The sequence below is a fragment of the Salicibibacter kimchii genome, assembly GCF_003336365.1.
Classification (GTDB): domain Bacteria; phylum Bacillota; class Bacilli; order Bacillales; family Marinococcaceae; genus Salicibibacter; species Salicibibacter kimchii.
On the sequence record NZ_CP031092.1, the window covers coordinates 1,910,211 to 1,930,096 of the forward strand.

General features: G+C 47.2%; 24 protein-coding genes. 1 reads left to right on the plus strand and 23 read right to left on the minus strand.

Annotated elements, in window-relative coordinates; genetic code table 11:
* Positions 1-572 precede the first annotated feature (572 nt).
* Positions 573-1,904 (minus strand): RNA polymerase factor sigma-54, encoded by a 1,332-nt coding sequence (rpoN, locus tag DT065_RS09700; RefSeq protein WP_114372891.1) that lies wholly within the window; start codon positions 1,902-1,904, stop codon positions 573-575.
* A 49-nt stretch (positions 1,905-1,953) separates the two neighbouring features.
* On the minus strand, positions 1,954-2,208 hold the full coding sequence (locus DT065_RS09705) for a hypothetical protein (RefSeq protein WP_114372893.1): 255 nt from the start codon (positions 2,206-2,208) through the stop codon (positions 1,954-1,956).
* A gap of 378 nt (positions 2,209-2,586) precedes the next feature.
* On the opposite strand from DT065_RS09705, the gene clpP reads away from it, so the two are divergent.
* The gene (clpP, locus tag DT065_RS09710) at positions 2,587-3,183 is read left to right on the plus strand and encodes an ATP-dependent Clp endopeptidase proteolytic subunit ClpP (protein WP_114372895.1); all 597 of its coding nucleotides are present in this window, start codon (positions 2,587-2,589) and stop codon (positions 3,181-3,183) included.
* A gap of 49 nt (positions 3,184-3,232) precedes the next feature.
* Here the strand turns inward: clpP and DT065_RS09715 are convergent, their stop codons facing one another.
* The 21 genes from DT065_RS09715 to DT065_RS09815 form a co-directional block, all read right to left on the minus strand.
* Positions 3,233-3,487: an HPr family phosphocarrier protein gene (locus tag DT065_RS09715; RefSeq protein ID WP_114372897.1), complete on the minus strand. Its 255-nt coding sequence runs from the start codon at positions 3,485-3,487 to the stop codon at positions 3,233-3,235.
* Positions 3,488-3,721: 234 nt separating this feature from the next.
* Positions 3,722-4,660 (minus strand): DNA-binding protein WhiA, encoded by a 939-nt coding sequence (gene whiA / locus DT065_RS09720; RefSeq protein ID WP_114376231.1) that lies wholly within the window; start codon positions 4,658-4,660, stop codon positions 3,722-3,724.
* A gap of 49 nt (positions 4,661-4,709) precedes the next feature.
* A complete protein-coding gene (gene mgfK / locus DT065_RS09725) occupies positions 4,710-5,654 on the minus strand; it encodes a gluconeogenesis morphogenetic factor MgfK (protein ID WP_114372899.1) in 945 nt (314 codons plus the stop codon).
* Positions 5,651-6,565 (minus strand): RNase adapter RapZ, encoded by a 915-nt coding sequence (gene rapZ / locus DT065_RS09730; RefSeq protein WP_114372901.1) that lies wholly within the window; start codon positions 6,563-6,565, stop codon positions 5,651-5,653. The genes mgfK and rapZ overlap by 4 nt, the downstream gene beginning before the upstream one ends.
* Positions 6,543-7,001 carry an NUDIX domain-containing protein gene (locus tag DT065_RS09735; protein ID WP_114372903.1) on the minus strand — a complete coding sequence of 153 codons (459 nt, stop codon included), beginning with the start codon at positions 6,999-7,001 and terminating at the stop codon, positions 6,543-6,545. The genes rapZ and DT065_RS09735 overlap by 23 nt, the downstream gene beginning before the upstream one ends.
* Positions 7,002-7,242: 241 nt before the next feature.
* A complete protein-coding gene (gene trxB, locus DT065_RS09740) occupies positions 7,243-8,193 on the minus strand; it encodes a thioredoxin-disulfide reductase (RefSeq protein ID WP_114372905.1) in 951 nt (316 codons plus the stop codon).
* A gap of 73 nt (positions 8,194-8,266) precedes the next feature.
* Positions 8,267-9,352: a tetratricopeptide repeat protein gene (locus DT065_RS09745; RefSeq protein WP_160112485.1), complete on the minus strand. Its 1,086-nt coding sequence runs from the start codon at positions 9,350-9,352 to the stop codon at positions 8,267-8,269.
* A 294-nt stretch (positions 9,353-9,646) separates the two neighbouring features.
* Positions 9,647-9,994: a type II toxin-antitoxin system RelE/ParE family toxin gene (locus DT065_RS09750; RefSeq protein WP_114372909.1), complete on the minus strand. Its 348-nt coding sequence runs from the start codon at positions 9,992-9,994 to the stop codon at positions 9,647-9,649.
* Positions 9,978-10,244: a hypothetical protein gene (locus DT065_RS09755; RefSeq protein WP_114372911.1), complete on the minus strand. Its 267-nt coding sequence runs from the start codon at positions 10,242-10,244 to the stop codon at positions 9,978-9,980. The genes DT065_RS09750 and DT065_RS09755 overlap by 17 nt, the downstream gene beginning before the upstream one ends.
* Positions 10,245-10,467: 223 nt before the next feature.
* Entirely contained in the window at positions 10,468-11,094 is a 627-nt protein-coding gene (gene hisIE, locus DT065_RS09760; RefSeq protein WP_114372913.1) for a bifunctional phosphoribosyl-AMP cyclohydrolase/phosphoribosyl-ATP diphosphatase HisIE, read from the minus strand.
* Positions 11,091-11,849, minus strand: coding sequence for an imidazole glycerol phosphate synthase subunit HisF (gene hisF / locus DT065_RS09765; RefSeq protein WP_114372915.1), 759 nt, complete (start codon positions 11,847-11,849; stop codon positions 11,091-11,093). The genes hisIE and hisF overlap by 4 nt, the downstream gene beginning before the upstream one ends.
* Complete coding sequence (hisA, locus tag DT065_RS09770; protein WP_114372917.1) at positions 11,843-12,583, minus strand: 1-(5-phosphoribosyl)-5-[(5-phosphoribosylamino)methylideneamino]imidazole-4-carboxamide isomerase; 741 nt, start codon at positions 12,581-12,583, stop codon at positions 11,843-11,845. The genes hisF and hisA overlap by 7 nt, the downstream gene beginning before the upstream one ends.
* A complete protein-coding gene (gene hisH / locus DT065_RS19165; protein ID WP_193550761.1) occupies positions 12,570-13,223 on the minus strand; it encodes an imidazole glycerol phosphate synthase subunit HisH in 654 nt (217 codons plus the stop codon). Before hisH ends, hisA begins: the two co-directional genes overlap by 14 nt.
* Positions 13,224-13,817, minus strand: a complete 594-nt coding sequence (gene hisB / locus DT065_RS19170) for an imidazoleglycerol-phosphate dehydratase HisB (RefSeq protein ID WP_193550762.1) — start codon at positions 13,815-13,817, stop codon at positions 13,224-13,226.
* A 4-nt stretch (positions 13,818-13,821) separates the two neighbouring features.
* On the minus strand, positions 13,822-15,099 hold the full coding sequence (hisD, locus tag DT065_RS09780; protein WP_114372919.1) for a histidinol dehydrogenase: 1,278 nt from the start codon (positions 15,097-15,099) through the stop codon (positions 13,822-13,824).
* A complete protein-coding gene (gene hisG / locus DT065_RS09785) occupies positions 15,096-15,743 on the minus strand; it encodes an ATP phosphoribosyltransferase (protein WP_114372921.1) in 648 nt (215 codons plus the stop codon). The genes hisD and hisG overlap by 4 nt, the downstream gene beginning before the upstream one ends.
* Entirely contained in the window at positions 15,736-16,929 is a 1,194-nt protein-coding gene (locus tag DT065_RS09790; protein WP_114372923.1) for an ATP phosphoribosyltransferase regulatory subunit, read from the minus strand. Before DT065_RS09790 ends, hisG begins: the two co-directional genes overlap by 8 nt.
* 350 nt (positions 16,930-17,279) lie before the next feature.
* Complete coding sequence (locus DT065_RS09800) at positions 17,280-17,789, minus strand: hypothetical protein (protein ID WP_114372927.1); 510 nt, start codon at positions 17,787-17,789, stop codon at positions 17,280-17,282.
* Positions 17,777-18,301 carry an acyltransferase gene (locus tag DT065_RS09805; RefSeq protein ID WP_114372929.1) on the minus strand — a complete coding sequence of 175 codons (525 nt, stop codon included), beginning with the start codon at positions 18,299-18,301 and terminating at the stop codon, positions 17,777-17,779. Before DT065_RS09805 ends, DT065_RS09800 begins: the two co-directional genes overlap by 13 nt.
* Entirely contained in the window at positions 18,298-18,948 is a 651-nt protein-coding gene (ppaX, locus tag DT065_RS09810) for a pyrophosphatase PpaX (RefSeq protein ID WP_114372931.1), read from the minus strand. Before ppaX ends, DT065_RS09805 begins: the two co-directional genes overlap by 4 nt.
* Complete coding sequence (locus DT065_RS09815) at positions 18,920-19,876, minus strand: nucleoside recognition domain-containing protein (RefSeq protein ID WP_114372933.1); 957 nt, start codon at positions 19,874-19,876, stop codon at positions 18,920-18,922. The genes ppaX and DT065_RS09815 overlap by 29 nt, the downstream gene beginning before the upstream one ends.
* Positions 19,877-19,886: the final 10 nt, after the last annotated feature.

Consider the following 19,886-nt stretch of genomic DNA (forward strand, 5'->3'; position numbering starts at 1 on the left):
ATTCAGTATAAATCATTCTCGTTTAACTTTCAATGTTAATGTCACCTGTTATAAACATTCCCATCCATGAGAGAAAGGAGTCTCATGCGGAGCTGACGAAGTGGGGGAGTGACTAGCGGGGATCGCTGAAACGAGTGATCGCCTGTCGTTGCAACTCTAATTATCCTATCGTGTATTCCTATAATTTAGGTCACGAGCAAGGCGAAGTGGTTTTATGATGCCCTAACGGGAGATAACGGAAACCGTTAGGTTCTACCTCCGTTTTATAGTGACCTAGAGCAAAATCACGGAATTGTCGTTAGAGTCAAGTCCATCCTTATATGTACAAGGGTTACAATACAATCCCGGATAAGAGACAGGGGTTTAATCATGCCTATTGCCTAATAGACGCCCAATGCACCGTCCCTTAATCTGACCGTAACAGGGCCGGGGATCTTTACGGTTATTTTCAGCGCGGCTCCCTAGTGTCTATTCGGGCGATCGATCGGCCACGTTTTAAAAACCGAGCACTCCTGTTTTCCAACTATCACACGCCCCAGCCCCAAGCGAAAAACCGCCCGGTTGCGGACGGTTTATGCAAAACGTTTCCGTTTGGATGAGGCCGGGATGTTAAGTTCATCACGGTATTTGGCGATCGCACGCCGAGAGATTTTAATTCCTTCTTCCTGTTTAAAACGATCAGCGATTTTCTGGTCAGAGATGGGTTTTTGCTTATCCTCTTGCTCAATCCAATTACGGATGGACTGTTTAATGATCGTTGCTGAAACGTCTTTACCGGCATACCCGGAAACCCCTTTACTGAAGAACGCTTTTAATTCATAACACCCGCGAGGCGTCTGTACATACTTCCGGTTTGTCGTTCGTGAAACCGTTGATTCGTGAACGTCTGCCCTCTCAGCAATATGTTTGAGCGTCATCGGGCGCAGCTCACCGTTTTCCAAAAAACTTTTCTGATATTCAACGATCGCTTCTGTTACGGCACGAATGGTTTGTTGCCGTTGGTCGATGCTCTTCAACAGCCAAACAAGTTGTTTGTATTTGGAATGGGCATATTCAAATGTCTCTTTATCACTTTTTTGATGAAGAAGATTTCGGTATTGTCTATTCAAACGAATCTTCGGCAAAGATTCATCATTCAAAACGACGGTCCAATCGCCATTTTGTTTTTCTATATAGACATCCGGCATGATATATTCCAATTCGCTTTCACTGAACCCTTGGGCAGGACGAGGGTTGAGCGTTTGGATGAAATCATGGGCATCCTGTATTTCTTCAAGGGTGATCTGCATTTCTTCCGCTAGCCATTTCCATTTTTTCTGTGCAAACGCTTGCAAATAATGGCAGACAATTGTTTCCGCCAGGGGGTGCTCCTCGGGCAATGCTTGCAATTGCAATAGCAAACATTCCGACAACGAGCGCGCCCCCACGCCAATGGGATCAAACTGTTGCAAAAGGGCGCATAATTCATGGAAACGGTCGGAGGTGATGCCGAGTTCAAGAGCCGCTTCTTTTTCACTCACAAGTAAATAACCGTTTTCATCTAAATTATGGATAAAGTATTTTAGATGTTCCTGTGTGTCTTCCCCACAATGCAGCATTCGAAGTTGATCAATGAGATAAACCGTTAACCCTTGCCGGCCATTCTCCAAACGATCAATGAAAGGTTCTTTACCCTGCTCACCACTGCTCTCTTCACGATCCTGCCATAACACCGGGCTATCCCGGATTTCCTCATCCCTATTGGAATCGCTTACTTCCAGCAATGGATTTTCTAATGCTTGTTCTTCTATATAATCAGATAATTCCAGTGTGGAGTATTGTAACAACGATATGGCCTGTCGCAACTGCTGGGTCATCACGAGTTTCATCGTTTGTTGTTGGATAAGTCCCATTTCAAGATTCATGGTGCGCCCCCCTAAATTTGTAAGCGCTTTCTAATGAGATAGCACATACTTACTCCTGTTCCATCCATGAAAAGGCTAAGCGGACAGTATGCGTTTCCTTCTTTTGTACATACTCGCTGTTCATTATTATATGAGAAGGGACTCGGGCTTGCACAGACACGCGATCATCTCGCAAAAAGTCAAATGAGCCGGTAGCTCTTAATGATTCGGCTAGCCTTTCAAGTTCAGCAGCCGCTTCATTCACCGCCAGTTCCTGTTCCCAGGCATGCATTTCCGTTTGCTCTAAACATTCTTGCCCAAACATGGAATCCCCCTTCGAACATTTCTTTTTTTGTGAAAATAAAGTGAAATGACCGTCCGAGCAACTTTTCCTCGAATGGTTACAATGTGCGCCGGCTTATCCAGAAAACCTCTGAAATAACGGACGCTTACCACCAGGATAAAAACCCATTGACCTAATCGTAATCTCCTTGCGTGTATTATATCGCATTTCAAAATAAGAAGCTAGGAGAAATTGGTTTGAAGTTTACAAAAAAGGGTAAGTATAGTAGTGGAAAAGAATAAATGCAATGCATTTGACCTTTATTGACCAATAGGGTATGATGATAGCAGTGAACCTCATGCTTTTTCGTTGCATGGGATTGCATCTACAAAGCAAACGAGATGAAGGAGGATTAGATTTATGCATCTAATACCAACAGTTATTGAACAAACAAACCGTGGAGAGCGGGCTTATGACATTTACTCGCGTCTGTTAAAAGATCGTATCGTCATGCTCGGATCAGGCATCGATGACAATGTAGCCAATACAATCGTCGCGCAGTTGCTTTTCCTCCAAGCGGAAGATCCAGACAAGGACATCTCCCTTTACATTAACAGCCCGGGGGGGTCCATTTCCTCTGGCATGGCCATTTATGATACGATGCAATATATTACGCCGAAGGTCTCGACCATTTGCATCGGCATGGCTGCTTCCATGGGTGCTTTTCTACTCAATGCAGGAGAGCCGGGCCAACGTTTCGCCCTCCCGAACAGTGAAATTATGATTCATCAACCGCTCGGCGGTACACAAGGGCAGGCTTCCGATATTGAAATTCATACCCGCCGTATTCTGGAAATGCGGGAAAAATTGAACAATATCTTTGCCGAGCGAACCGGCCAGCCTATCGAGGTCATCCAACGTGATACGGACCGAGACAACTTCATGACCGCCCCGGAAGCAAAAGAATACGGGCTCATTGATCGAATCTTCGATAAGAATGAAGCTCAAGAAAAATAACAGAAACGGAAACCCTCAATAAAAAAACCACGCGGATCGCGTGGTTTTTTTATTCCTCACTTACAAATTGCGCGAGCGCTTTTACCGCTTCTTCTTCATCACCGCCATCTGCCGTTATGCGAATGGTTGCTCCATTGGGAACGGCAAGACTCATCACTCCCATAATACTTTTGGCATTCGCCTCATACGTCCCTTTTATAACATTTATATCCGCATGGAAGCGATTGGCTTCCTGCACGAATAAAGCAGCCGGCCGCGCCTGTAAGCCCATTTTTACTTTCACTTCCACGTCACGATCGACCATCATACACATCCTTTCTGTATGTTTATCCCGGTGGTAAGCGCCCGTAATCCTCTCGCTTCAAACCCATAAGCGGGAAGTAACGGGCGGCTAACACCCCGATTGGTTCAACTAACCATCAGAAGAAAATCACCTCTGATGGAAGTTTCACTGTATCCCGGTGGTAAGCGTCCGTTATTTCAGAGGTTTTCTGGATAAGCCAGCGTACATCTTAACCATCAGAGGGATCTCCTCTGATTATCCTTGTGGCAACGATTCGCGATCGCGAATTCGTTCCGCCAATTCGTCGATTTTTCGCAACCGATGATTAACCCCGGATTTGCTCACTTTCCCATTTTCTACCATCTCGCCTAGTTCTTTTAAGGTAACATCCTGGTGTCTCACACGAAGTTCCGCCATTTCACGAACCTTAGGAGGCAAGCTTTCCAAACCAATTTCTCGAGCGACAAGTTCTATATTTTCCACTTGCCGCAAGGCAGCCCCTACCGTCTTATTTAAATTAGCTGTTTCACAGTTGACGAGTCGATTGACGGAGTTACGCATATCTTTCACAATCCGAACATCTTCAAAATATAGCAATGCTTGATGGGCACCGATAATGTTGAGAAATTCGGTGATCTTTTCGCTTTCCTTAAGGTAAACAATGTACCCTTTTTTCCTATCCAGTACTCGGGCATCTAGGTCAAATGCCGACATTAATTCCAGCAACGATTGATTGTGTTCTTTATGATAGGAAAATAACTCCAAATGATAGGAAGACGTCTCTGGATGATTAATGGAGCCGCCCGCGAGAAAAGCCCCCCGCAAGTACGCTCTTTTGCAACAATTATCCCGAAATATATGTTCCGAAATCGACTGTGAAAAAGTATGCTCGTTGACCGTCAAGTTTGTATCCGCCAAAATTTCTTCCACAAGGCGGTACACGCGAACGATATAAATATTGTTTTTCCTTAATCGCATTTTTTTACGAACGACGAGTTCGGCCTTCATGTTTTCATAACGCTGCTTTAGAAGCGTATAAAATCTCCGTGCAATCGCCGCGTTCTCGGTTGTTATGTCCAAAGTCGCGTGCGATTCCGACACATGAAGCGCACCGACCATCTGAATAAGTGCGGAAAGTTCCGCTTTTACACAGCAATCATCTCCATGGATTTGCGTGAGCTCTTTTTTCGTCATTGCCGCAAACGAAGCCAAGGCTATCCACCACCTTCTTCATCAAACTTCCTTAGCGCTCCAGAAGCATCCGGGCAATTTTTTCGGCATTATGGCGCAATACCGGGCCCTCTGTATGAATGAAATCATCTTGGATCACATTCAAGCCAAGCGCTTTTAAAGGGGCTACGTCACAAAGCACGGATTCCGAACCTTCCTCGGCATATCTTTCAATCATGTCCGACGGGATGTTGGCGTCATGGACAAAAATTTGCTTAATCATCGATTTCCCGATATGGGCGTGAAGCGCCTTAATGTGATCGGAAGCGGTAAACCCATCTGTTTCCCCGCTTTGCGTCATGACATTGCAAATATAGATCTTATCCGCTGATGATCGGCTTATCTCTTTAGCAATACCCGGTACGAGTAAATTAGGTAATACACTGGTGTATAAGCTCCCCGGTCCCATAATGATTTTGTCTGCTTGCCGAATCGCCTGAATGCTTGCCGGCAGTGCCTCGGGAAATACTGGGTCAAGGAACATTTTATCGATTTTTTTCCCTGCCTTTGGAATATTGGACTCCCCTCGAACAACACTGCCATCGGTCATTTTTGCCACTAATTCAATGCTATCATTGGAAGCGGGCAACACCGTCCCGCGCACATTGAGCACAGCACTGAGCTCGCTGATGCCGCGAGCAAAATCACCGGTGATGGATGTCATGCCCGCGAGCAACAAATTCCCGAGCGAATGCCCGCTTAACCCTTCTCCATTTTCAAACCGATGTTGAAATAAACGCTCAATTAATGGTTCAACTTCCGCCAGTGCCACCAACACATTCCGAACATCTCCGGGCGGCGGTACGTTTAACTCCTCGCGCAACCGTCCGGAACTTCCTCCGTCATCAGCCACGGTCACGATCGCCGATAGATCGAGGGGATACGTTTTCAACCCCCGCAATAAAACGGACAGCCCCGTTCCGCCTCCGATGACAACCACTTTGTTTGCATTCGTCACTCGCTTGTTTCTCCCCTGTCCTTATGTTCACGATGGCTTTTATATACTTGGTAATCCCCGGAATAAACGTCGGCAAGATGCTCCACAAGTGCAACGGAACGATGATTTCCCCCCGTGCAGCCAATCGCGATGATCACCTGGCTCTTTCCCTCTTGCTTATACAGCGGAAACAGAAAAGTAAGCATGTCTTCAAGCTTTGCCAGAAATTCCTTTGTGTCCGTCCACTTCATCACATATTCGGCAACGTCCGAATTCATGCCGGTTAACGGGCGCATACGTTCAATATAATGGGGATTCGGCAAAAAACGGACATCAAAAACAAGATCGGCATCAATCGGAACCCCGCGTTTAAACCCAAAGGACATAAAATGAACGCTATAGGTCAACTCCTCGGGAGCGGTAAACATTTTATTAATTTCCGCCCGTAATTCCCGAGGGGTAAGCGTGGTTGTATCAATATGATAACGTGCTCGCCCCTTGATCTCATCCAGTATTTTCCGTTCTTCTTTAATGCCATCCAACAGTGGGCCGGCAGGAGCAAGGGGATGCGACCGTCTTGTTTCCTTAAATCGTTGCACAAGCTTGCTGTCTTCTGCATCGAGAAATAAAATGTGCATGTGCAAATTCGGCTTATCCCCGAGAATGCTCACCGCCGAAAACACTTGTTCAAAAAACTCCCTACCTCGTAAATCCATGACGAGGGCCACACGGTTCATCGAACCGCCTTCGACGAGATCCAATAATTTCGGCATCAATGCCGGTGGCAAATTATCGATGCAAAAAAAACCGAGATCTTCAAGGCTTTGCACAGTAACCGTTTTTCCCGCTCCCGACATTCCGGTAATCACAACGATTTGGATATCATCTTTCACACCAACATCTCTCCGTTCACACTGTTTCGAGCTTAGCATCAAGCAACTCGTAATCAGGTGTGTAATAAAATGTGCTGAACAACATTCCTTCTTTTCCCAAAAGATGTTTGAATAAATCTTGATCGCCCAAGGCCATCGGTAAAGAAAAGACGTCCGCTTTCTTTTCCCAAAACAATTTGCCTTCAGGTGAACGTTCCAACATTTCCCCATGATGGTTATTCGCAAAAAAAGAAAACATCATCCACTCGGAAACTTTCGCGTACCTTTCCTGAATGACAATCGTAGAAACTGCCCGTAACTGTGGGTTCAGCAATTGTAATCCGGTCTCTTCCATGAACTCCCTGCGCACGGTGGCAAGTGGGGTTTCTCCGCCCTCCATTTTCCCGCCCGGGGCGACAACCCAGTTTCTTCTGGGCTTCTGCAATAACAAAACCCGGTCCTTATGTGTTAACACACAGTTTGCCACACGCCGCATGTTCATCACCTCACATTCATTATAACGTGAACAGATGCATCCCACAAATCTAGCCTTCTGTCATCTACAAGATCGCCCCGTTTTTGACAAAAAAATACGCAAGGCGATATACCTTGCGCATCCAAAATATATAAAAGGGGGGTCAATTAACGTACTTCCATCATAACGCTAAATTGTTTCACAGCTGTTACAATAGCATTAAAAAGGAATAACGATTTTTCCCCTTTCTCCGGTAGCTTTTTTATGCCTCTACCGTCTTTTCCAATTCTTCGACATAGGACTGGGCGTTTTGCGCCGCCAAACTGCCATCGCCGGTTGCTGTCACAATTTGCCGCAACGTTTTCTCGCGAATGTCACCGGCCGCGAAGATCCCGGCACGATCGGTTTCCATTTCTTCGTTCGTAACGATATACCCTTCTTCGTTTGTAATCCCTAAATCATTCACGGCATTGTTAAGCGGCAGTAAACCGATATAGACAAACACACCATCCGTGGGAAAATCATACTCTTCGCCGCTTTTCACATTCATCAGGGTAACACTACTTACTTTTCCATCCGTGCCATTGATTTCTTTTACGACATGATCCCATTTGAAATCAATTTGTTCATTGGTAAACGCCCGTTGTTGAAGGATTTTTTGGGCTCGCAATTCATCACGGCGGTGAACGATCGTCACCTTTTTCGCAAAGCGGGTGAGATATACCGCTTCCTCAACAGCAGAGTCACCGCCCCCAACGACGATAATCTCTCTGTCCCGGAAAAACGCGCCGTCGCAAACAGCGCAATAGGAAACGCCGCGCCCACCTAGTTCTTTTTCCCCGGGGATGCCCAATTGTTTATATTCTGCGCCAGTGCCAACGATCACGGCGCGTGCTTTGTAGGTTTTATTCCCTGCGTGAATCGTTTTATATGCACTGCCATCTTCAATCTTTTTAATATCCCCGTAGGCATACTCAGCACCAAACTTACGCGCATGTTCAAACATTTTGTTCGATAAATCCGGGCCAAGAATATGAGAATAACCGGGGTAGTTTTCCACATCTTCCGTGTTCGCCACCTGTCCGCCCGGCATCCCCCGTTCGAGCATTAATGTTTTCATTTCTGCACGCGACGTATACACGGCGGCAGTCATGCCCGCAGGGCCTGCACCGGCAATAATGACATCATAAATGGTCTCTGTTTCTCCTGACATCGACCGACGCTCCTTTCCTCTTGCCTTCTTTCTCTATATTATCCCGCTTTTCGGTTAACGTCTATTCATCTGCTCAATCCAATCCGAAAGATAAATCGTGCAGATGCTCACACTGCACTTCCTCACGTTTAAGCGCACGTGTTTGCCATGTTTGCAAAAGCGTTGCCGCTTTATTATGGCCATGATCACGCGCGCGCTTCCATGCTTTTTTGCTTTTCCCTTTGTGGCCGCAATGAAAAGCAGCTACGCCGTAGCGATAAAAAAATGTACCAGGAAATGCACCGGTTGCTTCGGGCAGGCTGTTTTTTTGTAAAAAATGGAATGATACAAGTGCCTGCTCGTATTCGCCCAACCGACAAAGCGTTGCTGCTAATTTATGCATATGCCCTTTATTCAATGGCGCCAATTGCCTAAGCTTCTTTTTCCAATGTTCCGCTTCCCGTTCCTTATGCTGATCTTCGAGCAATAACGTTAATTGGCAGAGGGCAGGGACATACATCACCTCTGTTAACAAGGTGCGCAGGCAATGCATCGCGTCGTCACTGCGCCCTTGTAGATGAAGCGTTCGCGCATATTGATTGTATGAAGCATAATGAGCAGGGTAATCCATCATTAATTCTTCAAGCAAATGCTCTGCTTTTTCATAATTTCCATCGTTGATCATGCGTCCGGCGCGTTCATACTGTAAAATAAAATCATCGGGAAAGGGCAACTTTTCTTTATACTCGTCCTCAAAAAAGTCTTCATCCCCGTCAAGTGTTACCAACTCAAGCAATTCTTCCGTATCATCCGCAAACTCCCCCTCAGGCGAGAAGGATAAATATTGAAGCGCCGCTTCCTTTGATTTATCAAAAAGTCCGAGAAAAGCATAATTGTTGGCGAGGAAATAGTAACAATCATATATGTTGCCATCAATATGGTCCAAGACGTGCAAAAGGGTCTCATTGGAACGTTCATGCTCGCCCATATCGGATAATACGGCTGCAAGTTGACAATGAAAAACCCCTTCCAGGGGCCTTAGTTCAATCGCTCGTTTTAAATAACGGATCGAGCGATTCCAATCTTTATTTTTATAAAACGTGATTCCCCGGTCAAAAAAATACTCGGGGTTTTGAAGAAAAGGGATCAACTGCCCCATGCGTTCACACGCCTTCCACATACTTTGATCATCGTTATTGTAACATAGTTTATGGTGCATCCCAAAAGATGGTGTGTAGGTGTTGCTTTAAAATAAAGTTTGATCCTTTTCTCCTTCTGATTTTCCAAGAACTTGCTCAGATACTAAAATAAGCCGATCGATAGACTCGTTATCAAATAAAAAGCGTTTACAATCCACCAAGCAATCCAAGCAAATTTCACCAAACACACCTCTCTATGAACTCATAAGATAAAAACCTACCCACCTGATTCAATAAGATGAAATTGTTCCATTAGCGCGCCTATTCGCGAATTATTAAATCCGCTTTCGTTTTGAACATGCGGGCAGAATGTTAATCACATCAATAGCTCCATCATTTTCATAAATTGCATAAAAAATCAAATAATTTAACATCCGATGTCGACTTTTTCCGTATGTAAGACAACGTAAACTTTTAAAATTCCCCTGCTCAACCTTCTCTCCTGCATACGGAAAAGAAGATAACAGACGATCAATCTCATCAATCATGTCATCTTCTTTAGATAACCACCATTCAATCACTTCTTCTCCTTGCTCCGCAAAGAATGCTTGGATTTGATCCAAACACCTACTAAATTCCTCTGTATAATGAACCGAAAATCTCCGGTTATCTTTTTTGGTCATACCGCGACTCCTTTAACTCTTTTGCGGTATAGCGCTTCATGTCCGGATTATCAAGATAACGTTGTAGTGATTCCTTTAATTCCGGGTACTCTTCAATTTCTTCTTCCAAGTTATTCGGGTTTTCTTCCAAGGAAGGTGTATCATGTACTTCCAAAGAGAAGAGTTTTCCATCGTCAACAAACATCGCTGAATTTTTATCATCTAAGGCATTCAAAAGTTCTTCTTTCACATTTTTGCTTAATGCGCTCATAATTTATCACCTCAAACGTTCATTTCTTTATTATTTCTTAACTTTTTTTATCATAAAAGCCCCTTTAACCAAATTACATCAAAGGGGTAAACGGTGCAACTTATAAACGGTCGAACTTTATTTTAAGCCAACAGTAGGTGTTACAGATAACTTCAGCCTTTAAGATACAAGGCAGTCGGAAACGAACGCCTACCTTCAATCACTAAATAAAAGGGAAGGGCCATTACTTCCCATGCCGCTCCCTTAACGTATCCAACACATCGTCAAAGGACAATTGCTGCTCTTCAAGCAACACGAGAAGATGATAAATGAAATCGGCGCTCTCCCAAGCCAGTTCTTCTCCGTCCCGGTTTTTTGCCGCTATAATGATTTCGGAAGCTTCTTCGCCGATTTTTTTTAAGATTTTATCCACGCCTTCTTCAAATAAATACGTGGTGTAAGCGCCCTCGGGGCGCTCGTGATTTCTTTCTGCAATCGTTGCGGCTACGGTTCGCACAATCGTAAAATCATTTGATTCTTGCGTCCGTTCTTCGGAGAGAAGGCTCTCTGTAAAACAGCTGTATGTTCCGTGGTGACACGCTGGACCTTGCGGGTGCACGAGCACGAGGAGGGCATCACGGTCGCAATCATAACGAAGATCGCTCACTCGCTGAACATTTCCTGAGGTTTCGCCTTTATGCCAGAGGGTTTGGCGCGAACGGCTATAAAACCAGGTTTCCTTCGTATCTATCGTTTTCTGTAACGACTCCCGGTTCATATACGCCACGGTCAGCACTTCCTTGCTGTTCACATCCTGAACGACCGCCGGGATCAATCCGTCGGCATCAAAAACGATGTCATCCACATTCATCGCACGTTCACCCCCTGTTTCTTCAGCGACTCTTTCACTTCCGACACAGCCGTTTCCTTGTAATGGAAAATGGAAGCCGCCAATGCTGCATCCGCACCGGCCTCCAAAAACACATCAGCAAAATCTTGAAGCGATCCCGCGCCTCCGGAAGCAATAACCGGAACGGTCACGGCCTCATTTACCGCGCGGGTGAGCGCCAAATCATAGCCTGTTTTTGCGCCATCCTGGTCCATGCTCGTGAGTAAAATTTCGCCTGCGCCTTTGCGCACGACTTCTTTTGCCCAGTCGGTCACTTCCAGATTCGTTTCGTTACGGCCCCCATGCGTATACACACGCCAAGATTGCAACCCCTCGTCCCATTTGGCATCAACGGCGACGACGGTGCATTGGGAGCCGAAAAAGTCCGCGCCTTCCGCAATCAAGTCCGGGTTTTTCACAGCCGCTGTATTTAGTGATACTTTATCCGCGCCGGCACGGAGGATTTGCCGCATATCATCAACGCTGTTGATGCCGCCGCCGACCGTAAACGGAATCGCGAGTTTTCCGGCAACTTCACGAACGACATCTACCATCGTTTTCCGTCCTTCATGAGATGCTGATATATCCAGGAAAACGAGCTCGTCCGCCCCTTCCCGGTCGTAATAGGCCGCGAGCTCAACCGGATCTCCCGCATCTTTTAGTTCCACAAATTGGACGCCTTTGACCACCCGGCCTTCTTTTACGTCCAAACAAGGAACGAGTCGTTTTGTTAACATGTTCCCTTCACCTCTTTTAACGCTTCAGACAAATCAAGGGCGTCTGTATACAGCGCCTTGCCGACAATCGCCCCGCTTACGCCTTCTTCTTGATAACACAACAACGCGCGCACATCGTCAAGATGGCTTACGCCGCCTGACGCAATGACGTTGGCACCGCTCGCTTTTGCAAGGGAGGCGCTCGCTTCCACGTTGGGTCCAGCGAGCATGCCGTCTTTTTCAATATCGGTAAAAATAAACATATCCGCGCCCGCGCTTACCATTTCAGCGGCAAGTGCTTCCGCCTGCACATCTGATGACTCCAACCAGCCATTCACAGCCACTAGGCCATTGCGTGCATCCAGACCGATGATGATTCTGCCCGGATAAGTCGCAAGCATTTTCTTCGTGAAATCGGGATTTTGCACTGCTACCGAGCCGAGAATCACACGATCAACCCCACGGGAGAGGTAATGCTCCACGTCTCGTTCCGTGCGAATACCGCCTCCCACTTGAACACGGGCTTTCGTCTCTTCGACAATACGAAAAATGGCTTCATCATTGACGGGATGTTTGTCACGGGCGCCATCCAAATCAACGACATGTACCCATGTTGCACCATCCTCAACAAAGCCCGCCGCCATCTGTGCCGGATTGTCTCCGTAAATCGTTTCCCGATTGTAATCGCCTTGCTTTAATCGCACACATTTGCCATTGCGAATATCGATGGCGGGGAATAAATTAAAGGCTGTCACTCGTCTGTACCTGCCTTTCTTGCACGTAGGTCACGTAATTGCTCAACATTTGCATCCCAAGCACACTGCTTTTTTCCGGGTGAAACTGAGTGCCGAAGATATGATTGCGACCAACAACCGCCGGCACGTCCCCGTCATAATCGGCCGTTGCCACGACAACCTCTGCCGTGTCGGCATGAACGACGTAGGAATGGACGAAATAAGCATGCCCTTCTTCCGTGCCTTCGACAATGACGTGGGTCGGTTGACGGTGTCGAAGGAAGTTCCAGCCCATATGGGGCACTTTATATGGAATGCCCGCCCTCGTTTTTCCAGGAAAACGCCGAACTTTCCCCGGTAAAAGATCAAGCCCTCGGGTTACCCCGTTTTCTTCGCTTTCGGAAAATAAAAGCTGCATGCCGAGACAGATGCCGAGCAACGGTTTTCCGCCCTCGACCAATTGTTTGATGATGGTATCGAGGTTTTTTTCACGTAGAATCGCCATCGCGTCTTTAAAAGAACCGACACCGGGTAAAATCAATCCGTCCGCTGCTGCCAATGTTTCTGCTTCTTCGGTAATGACGTAAGGGGTGCCAAGGCGTTCAAGCGCTTTGCTTACGCTATATAAATTTCCCATCCCATAGTCTATAATGGCGATCATCTATAAAACCCCTTTCGTTGAGGGGACCCCTTTCACGCGCGGGTCGATTTCCACCGCCTCCGATAAAGCCCTGGCTAGCGCTTTAAAAATAGCTTCAATGATATGATGTGTGTTCCGGCCGTAATGAACGATCACATGTAAATTGATGCGCGCTTCAACGGCAAACTTCCATAAAAATTCGTGCACAAGCTCGGTATCAAACGTACCCACTTTTGCAGTGCCGATATCTCCACGGAATTCTAGATGTGGCCGATTGCCGAGATCGATGACGACTTGGGCGAGGGCATCGTCCATGGGAATGTGAATGGTCCCATACCGTCGAATGCCGGTTTTGTCGCCAAGGGCTTCTTTCACCGCCTGACCGAGGCAAATCCCTATGTCCTCGGTCGTATGATGGTCATCCACTTCCACATCACCGCTTGCTTGCACACGTACGTCCATCTGTCCGTGTTTGGTAAAAAGATCAAGCATATGACTCAAAAACGGAACCGGCGTCTGAATATCCGCCTTCCCGGAACCGTCTAACTGCACGTCGAGTTCAATATCTGTCTCTCCGGTTTGCCGTTTTACCGTTGCTTTTCGTGAATCATTCATCTTTTTATCGCACGTCCTTTTTATGACGAATTTCCACCGCCCGGGCGTGGGCTTCAAAGCCTTCCACACGCGCAAGCGATGCGATCATTTCACTATTTTCTGCAAGAGCTTCCTCGCTATAATGAATGATGCTTGACTTTTTGAGGAAATCATCAACCGTTAAGGGGCTGGAAAAACGAGCCGTTCCATTCGTCGGCAAGACATGATTCGGTCCTGCAAAATAATCGCCGACCGATTCCGCACTGTTTTCGCCGAGAAAAATAGCGCCCGCGTGCTTGATTTTCCCAAGATATAGAAACGGTTCGTTGCAGAGCACTTCAACATGCTCGGGCGCCAATGAATTGACAACATCGACCGCTTCGTAAAGATCAGCCGTCAAATAAATGGCACCAAAGGTGTCAAGCGCTTCTCGGGCAATGGCTGCCCGTGGCAAATCTTCCAATTGGCGCTCGACTTCCGCAGCCACTTTTTCTGCAAGCATTGTCGAAGGAGTGACTACAATAGCCGTCGCCCGTTCTTCGTGTTCGGCTTGCGAGAGCAAATCAGCGGCTACATAGTCCGGCCGGGCCGAGTCATCGGCGAGAACGACAATTTCACTCGGACCGGCAATCATATCAATGTCCACTTGGCCGAAAACCGCCCGTTTCGCTAAAGCAACGAATGAATTCCCCGGACCGATGATTTTATCGACAGGCGGCACGGATGCTGTTCCATAAGCCAATGTCGCAATCGCTTGTGCCCCGCCGGCTTTCAGGATCATATCAACACCTAGCTCGGAAGCCGCTACGAGAACCGCCGGATGCAATCGCCCTGATTCATCCGGCGGAGACGTCATCACGATACGACCAACATTTGCCACTTGCGCCGGAATCACGTCCATCAAAATCGTCGAAGGATAGGCAGCTTTGCCGCCCGGCACATAAACACCGACCGCATCCAGCGGTGTTATTTGCTGCCCAAGGATCGTGCCGTCTTCCTTCGTCGTCATCCAAGATTCCGACCGTTGACGCTCATGGAAATCACGAATGTTTTCGATCGCTTGCCGTATCGCTTCCACCGTCTTCGTCTCCATCGCCTCATACGCTTGTGCACGCTCCGCTTCACTTACAAATAGCGAATCGAGTGCTGCTCCGTCCAATTTTTCCGTGTAGGCCCGTAATGCCTCGTCCCCATCTTTCCGCACGTCAGCAATGATTTCGTCTACAATCGCCTGTATTTTTTCATTGCCGCTGTCGGGGTCCCGGCGCAAACTGACATGTTCATCCACTTGAATGATTTTCATGAAGATGGGCTCCCCTCCTTAATGACTGCGGATAAACTGGCGACGATATCGTCGATTGGCTTATCTTTCAGCCGGTAACTTACCGGATTGACAATTAACCGGGAAGTAACAGACTCAATCGTCTCTAACTCGAGAAGTCCGTTTTCCTTTAACGTTTTTCCGGTGGAAACGATATCGACGATTCGTTCGGCCAAGCCGATTAAAGGTGCAAGTTCAATCGATCCGCTTAATCGAATGACTTCCACTTGCTCCCCTTGCGCTTTAAAATATTGGGTAGCGATGTTCGGATACTTGGTCGCGATTTTAGGCGCCACCCGTGCCTTCCTTTGCTGCGGAAGTCCGGCGACGGCCAAGTAACAAGCACTGATATGCAAATCAAGCACTTCATAAACATCTCGTTGTTCTTCCAACAAAACATCTTTTCCGGCGACGCCGATATCGGCCACGCCATGTTCGACATACGTGGGTACATCCATCGGCTTGGCCAGAAAAAATTTCATGCCGGCCTCGGGCGCTTCCACGATCAACTTTCGCCCCGCCGAGAAGTCCTCTTTCAAAGGATAACCGGCGTTTCGGAGAAGGTTGGCCGCCTCTTCAAAGATTCTGCCTTTAGGCATGGCAAACGTTATCCAATCTTTATGCATCGTCTTTCTCCCCTCTCCGTTCCGTTGCCGTTAAGGAAACCACATCTGCATATTTTTTTGTAAACGTTTCTATATCTGGCACGCCTGCGATATTTTGCATGACGACAGCTTCGTTATTTTTTCGGCGCCGGTTTGCTTCTTGTAATGCCTCTTGCTGTCGTTCTTTACTAAATAAAATAAGGGTCGGCTGTTTTTGTAGATTGCCCTCGTTAATATGGTTCAATGCTTCCAGCAATCGATCCAAGCGTATCCCAAAGCCGGTCGCGCTTGCCGGACGCCCGAATTTTCCGAGCAGTTCATCGTATCGACCGCCGCTCGCCAGAGGGAAACCGAGGGAGCCGCCATAGCCTTCAAAAACAATGCCGGTATAATAATCGATTTGACCGACGATATTCAGGTCGACCTGAACGACATCTTGAACCCCCAAGTCTTGTAAAATCCCCCACAAATCTTCGATCTCATTGATCGCTTTATGAGCTTGGCGGCTATGCGCTATTGTCTTCGCCTTCTCGAGAATCTCAGGTCCGCCTCGCAACGTTTGCAGTTGACGAAGACGGTCTTTTTCATCGTCCGTGATCTTCAATTGATCGATAAATTGCCGGTAACCTACGAAGTTTTTTTCATAAAGATAGCGTCTTAACTCGTCAATCATCGCCTCGTCCTCGACGATTTCCTCAAATAACGCATTCATATATTTTATGTGCCCGACGGCAAGTCGAAACGAGGACAGCCCTGACGCGCGAAGACCGGACGTCAACAGGGCGAGCACCTCGCCATCGGCATTCATGGAATCATCACCTACAAGTTCAACGCCAAATTGTTCAAATTCCGCACGCCTGCCGCCTTCATGTTGCTGAGCCCGGAATAAAGCGTTGCAATAGGAAAGCCGTAACGGGAGAGGCTCCTCTTTCATGCCGGAGCTGATCACCCTCGCGATCGGCGCAGTCATGTCCGGGCGCAAGACGAGCGTCTTCCCTTCCCGGTCCAATAGCTTAAACAGCTGTTCATCACGAATGGCGGAAGCTTCCCCTATCGTATCGTAATACTCCAAAGACGGCGTTTGAATGGGGCGATACCCCCACGTTTCCGTTTCTCGTTCTATATGGTGGCGCACCTCGCGCGCGCGTTCATAAAGCGCGGGAAGCGTATCAATCATTCCCAGCGGTTTCTCAAACATGAGTGGCATCTCGTCGGCCTCCAAAATCCTTTAATTCGATAGAGAAGTAAAATGTTTATGTATTTAAGTTTAACGTGGACGGTAAGCGGCGTCAACGCAACAACAGTGAAAAGAATTTTAACGGAAGAAGATTTATCTCATCCCTTCCTAGCTTCGGCTTCCCGGCACAACTTAGGTCCCTCTTTATGCCGACCCTGTCTTCCCCTCGACGTAGTCGTTTCTCTTTGCCCTCTATCCCATGCCGATGTCGTGCATACTTCGGCTTCCTCGTGCGCCTCTGCTCTTCTTTCATGCCGATGACGCCCTTCCTTCGGCAGCCTTGCTGCTCTTCGCTCCCCTACCGCGATGATGCTTCCAAATCAAGCGCTTCTCCCATAATTTTCATGCCGCGCTTCCTGATTTTTTGGCCTTTCCTCATTATTCCTAATCACAAATGTGGCGATCGCTCCGACAAGCCCCAAAGTTAATAGTGAAAAAACGAGAAGGACGACGTATTTATCACTATACTTCCTGAATATCACAAAGAGGGCATAGAAAAAAATTCCGATCGTGGCAAACGATAATAACAGAGACAATATAGCAAGTGACGGAAAAATCATCTCAAGAAAGATGAGTGGAGTTTGCACCACGGGTAACCCGATCAATAGCCACGGGAGGACATTCCGAAAACCAGCCGGTACGCGGTCCCATACCACCATACCAAGGGTGTAATACTGGGCGATCGGTATAAAAGCCAGCCAAGCATTTTCGATATCATTTCTTTTGGCAAGCCGAAAAAGACCGAACGCAAACAACAGATAGATCGGAATTCCTACCGCAAAGACAAATAGCAGGAATAAAACTAAAATGAGTAATATTATTGCCTCCAACGCATCTCCACCTCTTTCTTTTCTGCAGATCCCTCCCGGATCACCTGCATCGGGTTCCCCCCAACAAAAGCCCCGGGCGGTACATCCTTATGCACGAGTGTCATCGCTGACACGATGGCCCCATCCCCGATCGAAACACCGGGGAGGATCAACGATTGGGCGCCGATCATGACATTATCCCCAATATGAACCTCCCCGAGACGATATTCATCAATTAAATATTCATGGGTCAACAGTGTCGTCTGAAAGCCGATCACACAGTTGTTACCGACCGCTATTTTCTCCGGAAACATAACGTCGGGCGTCACTTTGAGCGCAAAGGCGGTTTTTGCTCCGACGTTCATGCGCAAAAACGTTCGATAGAGCCAATTTTTAACACTTAAAAAGGGTGTTATACGGGCGATTTCAATGACAATAAAATTTTTTACAACTTTAAAAAAAGGGACCGTTTGATAAATATGCCAGAGAGAATTGTTTTTTTTAACGGGGTAACGGTCGGTCCGTCGGCTCATTGCCTCGCCACTCCCAAAATGTCGAGAAGGTCACGCATATCATCAAGAATGACGTCCGGTTTGTATTCCTTTAATACATCAACGCCTTTGATGGACCAAGCAACGCCCGCGGTTTTTGTTCCCGCGTTTTTTCCACCTTCAATGTCGTGGATGTTATCGCCAACCATGAGTGTCTCTTCCGCTGTCGCCCCCAACGCTTCCATCGCCTTATCCAACGGTTCGGGATCGGGTTTAGGGTTCTCAACCTCATCAAGGGTGATCACCGTCATAAAAAACGGTGTCAATCCCATCAAGTCCAACCCTTTCCAAGCCGTCTCCCCCCGTTTCGTCGTCACCACTCCCAATTGGAAGGAAGCCGCCGCCAATTGCTCCAACGTCTCACGCACCCCTGTGTACTCCTTGATTAATTCATCATGGCGGGCATGATTGTGTTCCCGATACATGGTTATCATTTCATCTGCCTGATTTACATCTAAGCTGTAAAACGTATCAGACAACGACGGCCCTATAAAATCAAGGATATCCTCCCGTTCAAACCTTCCCGGATAATAGTGTTCAAGCGTGTGGACAAAAGAGGATATGATCAAGTCATTTGTATCAATTAACGTTCCGTCAAGGTCAAAAAGAACTGTATTCACGTTGTCCATCAACATTCGCCTCCTGTTTTTCCAATCGGTTCCAGAAATAAGCAATCGCCATCGTTAGCAAAATTGCGGTAACTACCCGAATGATGAGTAGCGGCAATACCGGAATCCCGAGCGGAATGAAAATGAGTGTATCTTCTACGATTCCATGACAAGCCACCAAAAAGATAAAGACGAGATATAAATCTTTTTTCTTCACACCGTTTTCCCTTGCCTCTTGAATCATGACCCCTGCGCCGAAAGCAAGACCGAAAAAGATTCCCGATGCCAACGTCGTCGATGTGTTTGGTTGAATGCCGAGCATGCGTGTGAAAGGCAACATCTTATCGGAGAACCAATCCAACATGTTGAAGTCTTTCATAAACTGTATGAGCATCATGATCGGGAATACAAAAACCGCGATGGTCACAACGCCCATGGCCGCACTCGAGGTCGCTTCTAATAAGACATCGAGCCAACCGCTGACTTCAGCAGGTTCCGTGCCACTGACAAAGCCATATTGTGCCGGTTCGTTCCCGCCTTGCCAAATCCAATGAATCAGAAAGGCGGAAGTGATGGCAAGGCCGATCCGAACCGTCAAGACGACGGACATACGTATCCCTAATTTGACTGCAACCGCCGATTCTACAAATAAATTGTGAGAAAAAGAAAGCATAACGGCGAGAATAAAAACTTCTTTTACCGTAAAGTCAAACGTTATAATCGAGCCAATGGCTGCGTACAAATTCAATACATTTCCGAGGACGAGCGGGATGGCCGCTTCCCCGGGTAACCCGATCCAAGACATGAACGGCGCCAATTGCGCCGCAAGCCAATCCAGCGCCGGCGTGAATGACAGAATGGTGACGGCAAAGGTGATCGGAAAGATAATCTTCGCCAATGTCCAAGTCGTATCCAGCCCTGATTTCAAGCCCCTTTTCAACGTTTGCATTTTATCGTTC

Excerpts from the sequence above, each read along its gene's own strand:
- hisG (WP_114372921.1), bottom strand. The coding sequence starts at position 15,743 with ATGCATAAAGATTGGATAACGTTTGCCATGCCTAAAGGCAGAATCTTT.
- DT065_RS09750 (WP_114372909.1), bottom strand. The coding sequence starts at position 9,994 with ATGACCAAAAAAGATAACCGGAGATTTTCGGTTCATTATACAGAGGAA.
- hisF (WP_114372915.1), bottom strand. The coding sequence starts at position 11,849 with ATGTTAACAAAACGACTCGTTCCTTGTTTGGACGTAAAAGAAGGCCGG.
- DT065_RS09790 (WP_114372923.1), bottom strand. The coding sequence starts at position 16,929 with ATGCCACTCATGTTTGAGAAACCGCTGGGAATGATTGATACGCTTCCC.
- hisD (WP_114372919.1), bottom strand. The coding sequence starts at position 15,099 with ATGAAAATCATTCAAGTGGATGAACATGTCAGTTTGCGCCGGGACCCC.
- whiA (WP_114376231.1), bottom strand. The coding sequence starts at position 4,660 with ATGACGAAAAAAGAGCTCACGCAAATCCATGGAGATGATTGCTGTGTA.
- hisH (WP_193550761.1), bottom strand. The coding sequence starts at position 13,223 with ATGATCGCCATTATAGACTATGGGATGGGAAATTTATATAGCGTAAGC.
- DT065_RS09705 (WP_114372893.1), bottom strand. The coding sequence starts at position 2,208 with ATGTTTGGGCAAGAATGTTTAGAGCAAACGGAAATGCATGCCTGGGAA.
- rapZ (WP_114372901.1), bottom strand. The coding sequence starts at position 6,565 with ATGCTAAGCTCGAAACAGTGTGAACGGAGAGATGTTGGTGTGAAAGAT.
- trxB (WP_114372905.1), bottom strand. The coding sequence starts at position 8,193 with ATGTCAGGAGAAACAGAGACCATTTATGATGTCATTATTGCCGGTGCA.
- DT065_RS09815 (WP_114372933.1), bottom strand. The coding sequence starts at position 19,876 with ATGCAAACGTTGAAAAGGGGCTTGAAATCAGGGCTGGATACGACTTGG.
- DT065_RS09715 (WP_114372897.1), bottom strand. The coding sequence starts at position 3,487 with ATGGTCGATCGTGACGTGGAAGTGAAAGTAAAAATGGGCTTACAGGCG.
- hisIE (WP_114372913.1), bottom strand. The coding sequence starts at position 11,094 with ATGAATGTGGATGACATCGTTTTTGATGCCGACGGATTGATCCCGGCG.
- DT065_RS09735 (WP_114372903.1), bottom strand. The coding sequence starts at position 7,001 with ATGCGGCGTGTGGCAAACTGTGTGTTAACACATAAGGACCGGGTTTTG.
- clpP (WP_114372895.1), top strand. The coding sequence starts at position 2,587 with ATGCATCTAATACCAACAGTTATTGAACAAACAAACCGTGGAGAGCGG.
- DT065_RS09805 (WP_114372929.1), bottom strand. The coding sequence starts at position 18,301 with ATGAGCCGACGGACCGACCGTTACCCCGTTAAAAAAAACAATTCTCTC.
- DT065_RS09755 (WP_114372911.1), bottom strand. The coding sequence starts at position 10,244 with ATGAGCGCATTAAGCAAAAATGTGAAAGAAGAACTTTTGAATGCCTTA.
- hisB (WP_193550762.1), bottom strand. The coding sequence starts at position 13,817 with ATGAATGATTCACGAAAAGCAACGGTAAAACGGCAAACCGGAGAGACA.
- ppaX (WP_114372931.1), bottom strand. The coding sequence starts at position 18,948 with ATGGACAACGTGAATACAGTTCTTTTTGACCTTGACGGAACGTTAATT.
- DT065_RS09745 (WP_160112485.1), bottom strand. The coding sequence starts at position 9,352 with ATGTGGAAGGCGTGTGAACGCATGGGGCAGTTGATCCCTTTTCTTCAA.
- rpoN (WP_114372891.1), bottom strand. The coding sequence starts at position 1,904 with ATGAATCTTGAAATGGGACTTATCCAACAACAAACGATGAAACTCGTG.